This is a genomic window from Anaerocolumna jejuensis DSM 15929 (assembly GCF_900142215.1).
GTDB lineage: Bacteria > Bacillota > Clostridia > Lachnospirales > Lachnospiraceae > Anaerocolumna > Anaerocolumna jejuensis.
Genome location: NZ_FRAC01000048.1, coordinates 14,824 through 27,323 on the forward strand (window position 1 = coordinate 14,824; position 12,500 = coordinate 27,323).

Below are 12,500 nucleotides of genomic sequence, written 5' to 3' on the forward strand. Positions count from 1 at the left end.
AATATTACTTATTTATTACGAGGCAGTGTAACTATAGAACCAATAGGACAGGATATGGGTAAAACTATGATATTAGATGATAGATATTTTATTAAATTATATGGAGGCTGGATAGGAAAAGTTATTGGAGTCATTCATGGCGCTAATATTGAAGGGTGGCCTTACGAAAGAATTAAAGAGAGTTTTGGAAAGATTGAATATTATCCGGTGACCTTTAAAAATTTCTGCTCCGATGATGATATTAATGGTCCTATGTTTTATTTACGGGCATTGGAGGATTATTGTAAGGGCAGTGAGATCACAGAGCAGGAATTAGCAGATAATATGCTGAACTATGTAGGGGACGGACATGGGTTTTTCTGGTGGGGCGGTTATGGCGTTTCAACCGAGCATACCGCTTATGAAAATTTGTTATCCGGAATTAGGGCGCCGGAAAGTGGCTCCATTGCTCAAAATGGAAGTGCTACAGCAGAGCAGATTGGCGGGCAGATTTTTTCGGATTGCTGGGGACTGGTGTACCCGGGAAGACCGGCGGAAGCGGCTGCAGTGGCAGCAAAAATGGCATCCGTAACACATGATAGAAATGGAATTTTTGGTGCAAAATTTATTGCCGCCTGTATTTCACAGGCCTTTCTGACAGAAGATATGGATACGATTATAGAAGCCGGTTTATCAGTAATACCAAAAGATAGTGAATATGCAAGAATGGCAGAACAAGTAATTCCTGTCTGTAAAGGAAATGATGACGATTGGGAAAAAAGTTTCCTATATGTAAAAGAATATTTCGGATACCAGCACTATGAAGGAAGCTGTCATATCATTCCCAATTCAGCCGTTATTCTATTAGCTTTGATTCATGGGCAGGGCGATTTTAGCAAAACTATAAATATTGCGAATATGTGCGGATGGGATACGGACTGCAATGTTGGAAACCTGGGAGCCATCCTAGGTGTTCGGAATGGAATTGATGCCATTGATGAAAAATGGCTTCCACAAATCCATGATTTTATTTGTGCGTCCAGCTCGGTTGGATTTCTGAATATTCAGACGGTATCCCAGGTAGCTGCCTACTGTGCAAAGATAACCGGAAGAATTTACAATTTAGAGCCCGATGAAATATGGAAGAGAGTCTTTGAGAAGGAAGAAGGGGCTTATTTTCATTTCGAATTTCCAACGGCAATCCATGGAATGCGGGTAAGAAGTTCAGAGGGTAAGAAGATACTTTTATCCAATACGACAGAAGAAGCTTATCAAGGGAAGCATTCGCTCAAGGTTGTATCACCCTGGACGGATAATGGAGATTCTTTTTATTTGTATTATAAACCGTATTACCGGCCGGATGACTTTGATGACAGCCGGTATAATCCTGAATTTTCCCCTACCGTGTATCCGGGAGATAGGATAAGGGCTTACTTGAAAGGGAAGGAGAATGGATGGCAGGCTAACCAGATAAAGGTGGTTCCCTACTTCAAAGATAGAATAAAAGACCAATTGGTTTATTTAAAGGAATACACACAATTGTTATCTGCTCAGTGGGAAAAAATAGAATTTCAATTGCCAAAGGGGCATACTGAAATTATAGAAGAAGTTGGATTTTATTTGATATGCTTAGAAGGTGGTATAAGAGAAACGCAATTTACGGAAGTGCTATATCTGGATGAGTTAGAAATCCTTCATCAAGCAGATTATGAAATGGAATTAAGCAGATTGCCACTGGAAAAATGGAATCCCCTGCATGTTCAGCCTGCTCATTTGAGCTTTCTCAGAGGAATGCTTCGTGCTGATATAAACGGATTGTCAGTCAGCGGAAGTGGAAAGCCGGCAGAATGTTATACCGGTAATCTTAACTGGAAAAATTATGAATTTACTGCTGCATTAATTCCAGTAAAAGGAGAAAGACATAATGTTTTATTCCGGGTACAGGGGGGAATCAGAAGTTTTGCAGTAGGACTAGCTGAGAATCAGACTATTAGATTATACAAAAAAGAAAAGGATTATCAGATTTTAAAGGAGGTTCCATATCAATGGCAGTTTGGAGTTCCTTATCAATTTAAAATCGTTGTAAAGAATAATCAAATTAAATTATGGGTCAATGAAAAAGTTCTTTTTAATGAGGAAATGGATTCTGTTTATGAAAATGGCTGTATTGGATTTGGAAATGATATGGGGAGTAGAACAAACTATATTTATTATAGAATAAAGGAACTGGATTAAAGGAACTCAATAGGTAATGGGGTAAATAATAATCCCTCCAAACTGATGCGGCTGCATCCCTTTGGAGGGTCACACAATCTTTGGGTGTGTATTCTCATTTTAATGACGGCGTCTATCAAATAAATTTCTAAAAAATAAAAGTCGTAATATATCCCTTAAATTAAATTCACGGAAACGTCTGCGTCGTCTGCGGCGGCCTCTGCCATCTCTTCCGAAGCCGTCTCTTCCGAAACCGTCTATCTGTTGACTATCAACGGTATCGAAGCCGTAATAATTATTTTCTTCATACTGAGTTAGAAGGCTGTCTACCATATTATCTAAACTTAAGAGGGTCTCTTCACCGTTCATATTATTGTAATCGATGGTATCATTGACATTGTCATTGAGCATGGTGTATATTTCAGGGAATTCTTCTGCAAATTCAAGTAACTCCATAATAAAACCTTTTAATTTTTTTTATATTATATGCTGTAATGAGAAAAGTGTTCGACTCTTGTAATGGCTTCCCCCTCTATTAAGCTTTTATAGCCCAGCGTAGTTTGGCACTTCGAGCACGGCTGTTGGAATTACATTCGGCAGCAGATGGCCGAATAGCTTCAGGAGCAATTTCTCTATAGATTCCTTCACGATAGAAGTGCTGAAAAGATTTCTTAACGAGACGGTCTTCGCCGGAATGAAAAGTGAGGATAGCAACACGCCCGCCTTCCGCCATGGCAGCAGGAAGTTTTTCTAAAAATTCATACAGCACCTCGAATTCTTTATTGACATCAATTCGCAATGCTTGAAAGCATCTTTGACAGGATTTTTTAATTTCATCGTTTCTATCTTTTTCTGGAATGAATTTCAGAGCATCTTTAATAATTTGACGGAGCTGACTTGTTGTTGTAATGTCTGTTCCTTTTTTTATTGCGTAAATAATAGCACGGGTGATTTCCGCGGCATGAGGCTCGTCCGCGTTTTCTAACAACATACCGTGTAATTCATCCTGTGAAATTGTTTTAAGACGCTCCGATGCAGAAATGCCTTTAGAAGGATTCAGCCGTAAGTCTAGTGGCCCCTCTGTTTTATAGGAAAATCCTCTTTCCGGATTGTCTATCTGCATGGAAGAGACACCCAAATCTGCCAATATAAAATTCAACGGTCCCGATTCGGAAGTAATTTGATCTATATTGGAAAAGTTTGTTTGCCTGATTGTTAAAATTTCTGAGCCATAACCTAAGTGCTCTAAACGCTCCCTTGTGCGCGGTAATTCGATAGAATCTACATCAGTAGCATACAAGTGCCCCTTGGAATTTAAACATTTAAGCATCTCTAAGGTATGACCGCCATAACCTAAGGTCGCATCCAATCCGGTTTGTCCGGGGGCAATTTGTAAAAATTCTAATATTTCATTCACGCAAATTGAACGATGCATACCAGCGGGAGTATTGCCCTTTTGAATAACCTTTGCCACGGCATCAGCATATAGCTCTGGCTGCAGTTCCTTATATTTATCTTTAAAAGCTTTTGGGTGAGTACCTTTATACCTGGGACGACGCTGATGTTTCTGCTCTTGATTATCCATTCTTGCTTCCACCTTTTTAAATATCAATTTTTAATATATAATTCGAATATTCCTATAAATTACATGATATCAAATGCATGTAATAATAGCAAACGCATAATAAAAGAATCTGTAAGAAAATGCAAGCTATAGTGAATGGCATGAATGAAACAGTTTTAATTGCATTGAACGGTATTCTCATGTAAAATGGGTTAGAATGTAATTTATTAAAATGAAATAATCCATTTTGGTATTATACAGTTATGAATGGAAGGAGAGGCTCGTGCGAAAATAAAAAACAGTATTTACTTTTTATTTAAGCAGTATCGCAAGCGGACTTGCGATATGCCTGAGGATTAATATGGATATTAAAAAGTTTCACAATTATAGAATCAGCGAGGATATCTTAAAGGCGCTTAATGGTCTGGGGTATGATATACCTACGGAAGTTCAGGCTAAAGTCATTCCCTCCGCTTTAGAAAAAAATGATCTTATCGTCAAAGCACAGACGGGCAGCGGTAAGACTGCCGCATACGCTATTCCGATTTGTGAATTAATTGAATGGCTTGAAAATAAACCACAAGCACTTATTCTGACACCAACAAGGGAACTTGCTGTTCAAGTAAAAGAGGATTTTATCAATATTGGCAGATTTAAACGAATAAATGCAGCAGCAATCTATGGAAGGCACCAGTTTTCTGTTGAGAAAGCCGAGTTGAAGCAGAAAACACATGTAGTTGTGGGTACGCCGGGGCGTGTCATGGATCACATAAAGAGAGGTACGCTAACCTTAAATAAAATTAACTGCTTCGTAATTGATGAAGCTGATAGAATGCTAGATATGGGTTTTATTGAACAGGTAGAAGCAATTATGAAAGAACTGCCAAAGGAACGGATGACAATGTTGTTTTCTGCAACCATGCCCGATGAAGTAAAAAGTATATCGTCAAATTTTATGAGGAACCCTATTAACATAGATGTCAGCGAGACCAGTATCATGACAGCTGATATTAATCATTTTCTTTATATTGCAAATGAAGAAGATAAATTTGAACTGCTTACCGATGTTATGATTATGGAAAAGCCGGATAGCTGTATCATCTTTTGCAGTACAAAGGATCGAGTGGATATGGTATGTGATCGTCTGGAGGATTTAGGCTATCCCTGTAATAAAATCCATGGCGGCATGGAACAGAAGGACCGGTTATCTGCAATGATGCGTTTTAAAAGGGGAGAGTACCGCTATTTAATAGCCACGGATGTAGCAGCAAGAGGGATAGATATAGAGAATATTTCTCTGGTTATGAACTATGACATTCCTCTTGATGAGGAAAATTATGTCCACCGTACAGGAAGAACAGGACGTGCAGGGCAAAAGGGGAAAGCTATCTCCTTTGTGGTCCCGGCACAAACCAGATATTTGCATGATATCGAAGAGCTGATTGGGTTTAAAATTCAGGAAATAACAAGGCCCACCAAAGAGGAGGTATCCATTCAAAAAATTTCCTTTGATGAAAAAATGAATACGGCTCCTCAGCCTAAAAAAATGAAAAGTGATCAATTAAAGAAGGAGATAATGAAATTACGTTTCAATGGCGGAAAGAAAAAGAAGCTTAGAGCCACCAATTTTGTTGGAATCATATCCAATCTGGAAGGTGTTAAGGCAGAGGACATTGGAATAATAACCATACAAGATACCCTTACCTATATAGAAATACTAAACGGTAAAGGCCCATTGGTGCTGGAAGCTATGAAAAATACAATGATTTGCGGTAAGCTATTGAAGGTAACGGAAGCAGTGGATAAACTTTAAAAGTGCCATAATTAAGCTTTATTTCTTATGGTGGGTTAATTATACAGTATTCGTTACTTGCATGTTCTGATGAATGTCTGCTGTAGAACTGCAGCTAAAGCAATTCTACCAATTCCTCAGGCAGATCGGAAATTTCAGAATATATGATATCCCGGTAATCAATCCATTCCTTTTCGTTCTCCTGAAAGCTATGTATAGATGGTATTAGTAATTTACCGGCCTTGATGAAATCCTTCCGGATATCTTTCGTAACCTTGTCTGTAAGCATACTATGAATAATACTTCCATTTTGAATATAAAACAGCTTATAGCAGCCATTATCCAAAGGAAGCTTTAGCAGAATGCTCCGTGAGGATAGGCTTTGATAGCCATTCAGGCCGTTTTTAATCATTTTAAAGCAGGATATCATATCCCTGTAAACAGAGGCCATTTCGAACCGGTAGGAATCAGCGGCTTCCTCTAATTTAGACTGCAGGGCATTGATCAGTAAGAGAAGATTGTCTTGTGATGCAAGAAGCTCGGATAGAACTGCCTTATTTTGATCAAATAGAGCTTTATCCATAGCAATAGGAAATATATGATATTCAAACTCATACTGGCTGCCGTTTCTTGTAATCGGATAAATATTCTTCAGCTTGACCAGAAATTCACTAATGGTGTATTTGCTTCTGAAGGGGCCGAAGCAATGCTCTGTTCGTTCTTCCATTACGGATAGGGGATTATATTTATTATAGTCCGCTACTTTTATAAAACAGTAGTTCCGGTCGTTTTTCATCTGGGCATTGAAGCGGGGCTTATATTCCTTTATCAAGGAACACTCTAGCAACCGGGCTTCCAGATGAGTATCGGTAACAACGTACTCAATATCCCTGATCATCGGTAACATCCGGTTTACCTTTTCCCACTTTGGGGTTTTTACAAAATAGGATTGAACTCTTTTTTGCAGGCATTTACTCTTTCCGATATAAATAATAACACCCTGGGAATCCAGCATTTTATAAATTCCCGGGAGTTTGGGAATCTGCTTAAGTTTATCGTTTGTAATGTATTTATGTTCCATTTCTTCACCTTAACATAATCAAAATAACTACTCGTTGCTAATAAATATGTATTATTCTATCATAGCATAATATCAACAGGAAGTCGATGATGAGAGAAGTAGGATTTCACCTATTTTAGACACCTCGATGTGCTGCATATAGAATAAAAAAGAAGTCTTTATTTTATAAAATAACTTGACAATTTATTGGGAATGAATATATTATTATATAAAATGTTGATGAAGACAGTAGAAGTTGAACGAAATTCACAGAGAACCAGGGAGGGTGAAATCCTGGTAAAAGTAGGACAATTTTGAACATCCCTTCGGAGTTACAGGCTGAAAGCATATATATGTGAGTTAGGCCTCGTCGGTAATCCACCGTTACCTGGATGGCATATGTTAGTATGTTCAAATAGGTGGTTATAAACGGGTACTCATTGGTCTCGTCCTAGAACAGGATGAGGCTTTTTTTGCGTATAAATGCAGTGTTTTCTATAGTATTTTAAAAGGAAGGTGACTAAATATGAAGTATGAGGAATTGTCAGGAAAGCCGGATGCAGCTAAAATCCAGGATGAGGTCTTGGAATTTTGGAAGACAGAGAATATCTTTAAAAAGTCTGTTGAAAAAGAAGCTGGAAAAGAAGTTGTGTTTTATGATGGTCCGCCGTTTCCAACTGGGAAACCCCATCATGGAACCGTATTAGTATCTTTTATCAAAGATATGATTGCACGATACTGGACAATGCGTGGATATATTGTACCCCGTGTCTGGGGCTGGGATTGCCATGGTTTACCTATTGAAAATCAAGCAGAAGCCTTACTGGAAATATCGGATAAAAATGAAATCGAAAAAAATCTGGGTATCGATAAATTTAATGAAAAATGCTTTGAAATTGTATCGAAGAATAATGACTCCTGGAAAGAATATGTAGAGCAGATGGCCAGGTGGGTAGATTATGAGGGTGCATATAAAACAATGAACACGGATTATATGGAAAGCGTTATGTGGGCCTTTAAGCAATGTTATGATAAAGGGCTAATCTATAGAGACTACCGTGTAACACCATATTGTATGCATTGTGAAACGTCATTATCAATTTCAGATACAAGAGAATCAGATTCAACCCGATTAAGACAAGACAGATGGATTATTGCAAAATTTAAAACAGAAATGTCAATGAATGAAAAGCCGGTATATTTATTGGCATGGACAACAACACCCTGGACACTCCCTTCAAATTTATGCCTTGCCGTTGGTGAAAAGCTTATTTATTCCTTTGTGGAAATGAAGGATGAAATTTTTGTTGCCTGTAAAAACACGTTGCAAAATTTTGAAAAAATATTCGGGGATTCACCTAGCATAATAAAAGAATGCAAAGGGGAAGAATTAGCAGGAGTACAGTATGAACCTTTATTTGAATACTTTGCTGATAAAAAAGAAGAAGGCGCTTTTAGAGTAGTTACAGCAGATTATATTGGTGAGGATGAAGGAGTTGGTATAGTTCATACGGCACCTGCCTTTGGGGAAGATGATTATTGGACCTGTAAGAAAAATAGAATACCTCTTGTTAACCCAGTGGATGAAAAAGGACATTTTACAGAGGAGGTCACAGATTTTTATGACCCTAATACTGAAAAAAATGTTATTGAAATGAATCCGGTTATCATTCGGTTCTTATATGAGAATGGAAAAGCAGTAGCGGACGGAACGATAGAGCATAATTACCCTCACTGCTGGAGGTGCAAACGTCCGTTGATCTACAAGGCAATGGATGCATGGTATTTTAATATTGATAAAATAAAAGGCCGCCTTATCGAATTAAACGAGGAGATAAACTGGATACCGGAAACGGTAAAGGGAGGGCGCTTTGGAAATTGGCTGGAGAATGCAAGGGACTGGAATATCTCACGAAACAGATATTGGAGCACGCCAATTCCTATTTGGGAATGTGAAGAATGCGGCGAAAGAAAGGTTATGGGCAGTATAGAAGAAATATATGAAGCCATTGGAATCCGCCTGACGAATCTTCACAGACAGTATATGGATAAGGTTACCTTTCAGTGTAAATGCTGCGGGAAAACCATGAGAAGAGTTCCGGAGGTACTGGATTGCTGGTTTGAAAGCGGTTCGGTACCATTTGCACAAAAGCATTATCCTTTTGAAAACAAAGAATGGTTTGAATCACATTTTCCAAGTGATTTTATAGTTGAATACACAGGACAAATCAGATGCTGGTTTTATTACCTTCATGTTCTTGCTGTTGCGCTGTTTGATAAGAATGCATTTCAGAACTGTATTGTTCACGGAACAATTTTAGCCAAAGATGGGAAGAAATTATCCAAATCCTCCAAAAACTATACGGACCCCATGCAATTGATGAAACAGTATGGAACAGATGCATTCCGTTTGTACCTGTATCAGACAAATGCCATGCTGATTGGAGATTTATTGTTTGATGAGTCAGGTATTCAGGATGCCTATCAACAAATCATTTTACCGTATTGGAATGCCTGCAATTTCTTTATTTCCTATGCAAATATTGATGGGTTCAAATCAGAAGAATCAGAGGTCCTGCAAACAGATAATCAGATGGATAAGTGGATTCTTGCAAAGTTATATGAAACTGTTCAAAGCATTACCGGTAATATGGATATTTACCGGGTCGATAAATATGTAGAATATCTGGTGTCATTAGTAGATGGTCTTACTAATTGGTATATTCGCCGTTCGAGAAGAAGATTTTGGAACAGCGGAATGTCTGGTGATAAAAAGAGTGCCTATCAAACTATGTACTATGTTCTTGTAAATTTAACAAAACTGTTAGCGCCGGCAGCCCCAATAATATCTGAAAAGATATACAAAACTCTTACAGGTGAATATTCTGTCCATCTAACCGGGTGGCCTAATATCCCAAAAGAATATCAGGAGGAAGAATTACTTTCCAAGGTCGCACTTGTCCAGAATATTATATATTTGGCAAGAACCATTCGTAATAAGAACAGAATAAAGAACCGCCAGCCGTTAAGTGATTTAAAAATTGCACTATCTGATAATAACAGCAATACGGTTGTAGAGGAATTTCGTGATATTATTTCGGAAGAGCTGAATGTAAAGAATATTGAGATATTAAACGAAGTGGAGAATATCGCGGAAATAAATCTTGCACCTAATTTTAATGAAATTCATAATAAATATCCGGATAGAATTTCTGATATCATAAAAGCAATTAAAAGCAAGAAATTTGAGCTGCGTGACAGAGAGGTGCTTTTGACAATCAACAATATAAAGGAAAGCTTTGATTCAAGTATTATATTAGTAACCTATCGGGCAAAAGAAGGTCAGCATGTAGCAAGTAACAACGGAATTGTGGTGTCCTTGGATTTAACACTTTCAGAAGAATTAAAGCAGGAAGGCCTGGCAAGAGATATTGTACGAAATATTCAAGAAGCAAGAAAACTAATAGGATGTGAAATTACAGATACGATTCTTCTTGAATTTGAGGGAGAAGCACCTGAAAACTGGATGGATTATATTTGTAAAGAAACACTTGGGAAAATGATAAAAGTCGAAAATCCAGCTAAAGTTATTTCGGTGGAAACTGACAATGAAAAAGATCTGCTGATAAAAATTGGAAAGTAAAATATTTTTGGTGTGAACCAGGAGTAAAGGCGTATGAATGCTTTTGCTCCTGGTACAATCTTATTTTGTAAAAATCTATGAGGTATCTGTTTCTATCTGCCAGGTGATATAATTTTCTTAACAAAAGGAAAGGAAGCGGTACCCATGGTAAAATAGAAACTATTTATTCTATACAAGGTAGACTTGTGTGAACGGGAGGAAATATGGAAATAAGAACGATACCAAAAGATTATATTATTAACATGTCAAATGAGGCCCATGGAAATGTTGAATCTAATTTTTTACTTCATGGGCTGAAGATAAAAAATGATGCTGATAAACCGGTGGTATTAAAACAGATTAATATGGAGCTGTATGCTGCTGAAACCTTTGTAAAGCAGGTAACTTATTGTGATAAGGCATTAACAAATGCAGTTGAAAGATTTGCACATGAATGCACCTGGCTGGGAGGAGGCTTTGGCGCACAGCTGTTTTTAGGGGAAGAAGGATTCTGGAATACAGAAGAATACAGCAGCTCTGTAACCCTGATGCCAAATCAGGAAACAGGATTATTTAATGAATATTTTGTAATGGTTTATAAAGAAATGGTAGATTTATTATCCGTTCAAGTTCTTTATGAAATGGAAGGGAAGGAATATAAGCAGGCACTATCTATTCCTTTAATAAACTATGAGAATAAAAACAACTATATATTTCCAATAGAAGGATGTGTTTCCACTTGCGGGAATTACAATTGTTTATTAGACCATAGACAGCATTATTCTATGGAATTTGCCATTGATATGGCTCAATATAATAAAGAGCAAAAACTTTCCTTTAAGGAAAATATGCAAATGGAAGACTATGTTATATATGGAAAGGACATCTTGGCCATCGCAGATGGTGAAGTGATTGATTGCTACCCTTCTATACCAATTACGACTTCCTGGGTATGGGAGGAAAGATTGCCGTATTTCAAAATATATGGATTGGCTTCTCAATTTGGTAACTATGTTATCATACAGCATGCAAATGGGGAAAGTTCATTCTATGGACATATGATTGTGGATAGCTTAACTGTAAAAAAAGGAGATAGAGTTAAGCAAGGTCAGGTTATAGGAAAAGTGGGGCATACAGGTCTTTCCAACTGCCCTCATTTGCATTTCCAGCTGATGGACAAACCCAATATTTTAACAGGACGTGGCCTTCCTTGTTCCTTTACCAATATAAAAGATGTGACAGGAGATCCTATTGAACGCATTATGGATGATAACATTATTGTGCATACGTATTAAGATTTTTATATCATGAAGATATTATTGATAGAAGTAATGTATCTCCTCGCAGGAAGTAAAATGTTTAATACTATAGCGGACTTTTTGTATTCCACCACTGATGGGGACTGGAAACAAGGGAGACAGAGTAGTTATAATCTAGGGAAACGCTGATTTAATCAATCAAATTCCCCAGATTTCTGATATAATAGATAATATGCCAGATAATGTAAGTGAAAAATTATTGGACAAAGATCTTTCAGAAAAAAATAAAGAAGATTCCAATGAGTAATTGATCCATAAAATTATTTAAAAATAATCATAAACAGCTCATTTTTATGTGACGGGTATCCAGTAATAAGTATTTTTATGTTGTCAGTAATTCTTCTGTTAAACGTGAAGGGCTTCAAGTGTATGGTTCCATGCGTGAATAGGTGGTATAAAAAGAGGATATGGGGTACGGAACTTTGTTCTGTACTGGACTCATTCATGCGAAATAATCACTATGATTTTATCATAGAAGACCTACTTTATGTTTACATTTTTACAGACTTTTTTTCACAGTCTCAAAGAGGGCTGTTGCTTAACATTATAGTTAGTCGAACAACAGCCCTTTTATCATTCCAATTTAGATTTACTGATAAATTTCATTATCCTATTTTTTAAATCTGGATTAAAAGTAATCTCAAATAACGTTAAATCATTATCACCTATATTTAGAGTGGTTTTTATTATTAGATTATCACCTTGCTTTTTAGGTTTATATTCGCTTTTTGTTTGTGATATTATCGGTATAATAGAACTTACACTACTATCATTATTTCCAGATGCTTTATTAAATTCAAAATTAAATAAAAAAGCATCTTCATTAGTAAGAGCAAAAAAATATGATTCAACGTCATTAGAACCTGAGTACTGCGGAGTAAAAACAAATAAATCAAATTCTGGAAACTCTATTTTTTGAAGATTAACAGTTCTTGAACTTTGTATAACTT

Annotated in this window: 8 protein-coding genes; 4 read left to right on the forward strand and 4 right to left on the reverse strand. The window is 37.0% G+C overall.

Annotated features, from left to right (window positions below):
- The first annotated feature begins 66 nt into the window (after nucleotides 1–66).
- Nucleotides 67–2,214, forward strand: a complete 2,148-nt coding sequence (locus BUB77_RS27900) for an ADP-ribosylglycohydrolase family protein (RefSeq protein WP_073280445.1) — start codon at nucleotides 67–69, stop codon at nucleotides 2,212–2,214.
- A gap of 99 nt (nucleotides 2,215–2,313) precedes the next feature.
- Here BUB77_RS27900 and BUB77_RS27905 read toward each other — a convergent pair whose 3' ends face one another.
- Together BUB77_RS27905 and rsmH are read right to left on the reverse strand one after the other, a co-directional pair.
- A complete protein-coding gene (locus BUB77_RS27905) occupies nucleotides 2,314–2,649 on the reverse strand; it encodes a hypothetical protein (RefSeq protein ID WP_073280446.1) in 336 nt (111 codons plus the stop codon).
- 79 nt (nucleotides 2,650–2,728) lie between these two features.
- Nucleotides 2,729–3,778, reverse strand: coding sequence for a 16S rRNA (cytosine(1402)-N(4))-methyltransferase RsmH (gene rsmH / locus BUB77_RS27910; protein WP_073280447.1), 1,050 nt, complete (start codon nucleotides 3,776–3,778; stop codon nucleotides 2,729–2,731).
- Between the two features lie 340 nt (nucleotides 3,779–4,118).
- Here rsmH and BUB77_RS27915 point away from each other — a divergent pair, with 340 nt between their 5' ends.
- Nucleotides 4,119–5,570, forward strand: coding sequence for a DEAD/DEAH box helicase (locus BUB77_RS27915; protein ID WP_073280448.1), 1,452 nt, complete (start codon nucleotides 4,119–4,121; stop codon nucleotides 5,568–5,570).
- Nucleotides 5,571–5,664: 94 nt separating this feature from the next.
- Here BUB77_RS27915 and BUB77_RS27920 read toward each other — a convergent pair whose 3' ends face one another.
- Nucleotides 5,665–6,630 carry a GIY-YIG nuclease family protein gene (locus tag BUB77_RS27920; RefSeq protein WP_073280449.1) on the reverse strand — a complete coding sequence of 322 codons (966 nt, stop codon included), beginning with the start codon at nucleotides 6,628–6,630 and terminating at the stop codon, nucleotides 5,665–5,667.
- Between the two features lie 505 nt (nucleotides 6,631–7,135).
- Here BUB77_RS27920 and ileS point away from each other — a divergent pair.
- Together ileS and BUB77_RS30755 are read left to right on the forward strand one after the other, a co-directional pair.
- Nucleotides 7,136–10,252 carry an isoleucine--tRNA ligase gene (ileS, locus tag BUB77_RS27925; RefSeq protein ID WP_073280450.1) on the forward strand — a complete coding sequence of 1,039 codons (3,117 nt, stop codon included), beginning with the start codon at nucleotides 7,136–7,138 and terminating at the stop codon, nucleotides 10,250–10,252.
- Between the two features lie 203 nt (nucleotides 10,253–10,455).
- Nucleotides 10,456–11,526 (forward strand): M23 family metallopeptidase, encoded by a 1,071-nt coding sequence (locus tag BUB77_RS30755; protein ID WP_073280451.1) that lies wholly within the window; start codon nucleotides 10,456–10,458, stop codon nucleotides 11,524–11,526.
- 597 nt (nucleotides 11,527–12,123) lie between these two features.
- Here the strand turns inward: BUB77_RS30755 and BUB77_RS30205 are convergent.
- Nucleotides 12,124–12,500, reverse strand: a 377-nt coding sequence (locus BUB77_RS30205) for a hypothetical protein (RefSeq protein ID WP_170866776.1), incomplete at its 5' end; no start/stop codon positions are given.

Bases quoted from the DNA above. Each gene is read 5' to 3' on its own strand.
- BUB77_RS30755 (WP_073280451.1), top strand. From the start codon at position 10,456: ATGGAAATAAGAACGATACCAAAAGATTATATTATTAACATGTCAAAT.
- BUB77_RS27915 (WP_073280448.1), top strand. From the start codon at position 4,119: ATGGATATTAAAAAGTTTCACAATTATAGAATCAGCGAGGATATCTTA.
- BUB77_RS27920 (WP_073280449.1), bottom strand. From the start codon at position 6,630: ATGGAACATAAATACATTACAAACGATAAACTTAAGCAGATTCCCAAA.
- BUB77_RS27905 (WP_073280446.1), bottom strand. From the start codon at position 2,649: ATGGAGTTACTTGAATTTGCAGAAGAATTCCCTGAAATATACACCATG.
- BUB77_RS27900 (WP_073280445.1), top strand. From the start codon at position 67: ATGATATTAGATGATAGATATTTTATTAAATTATATGGAGGCTGGATA.
- ileS (WP_073280450.1), top strand. From the start codon at position 7,136: ATGAAGTATGAGGAATTGTCAGGAAAGCCGGATGCAGCTAAAATCCAG.
- rsmH (WP_073280447.1), bottom strand. From the start codon at position 3,778: ATGGATAATCAAGAGCAGAAACATCAGCGTCGTCCCAGGTATAAAGGT.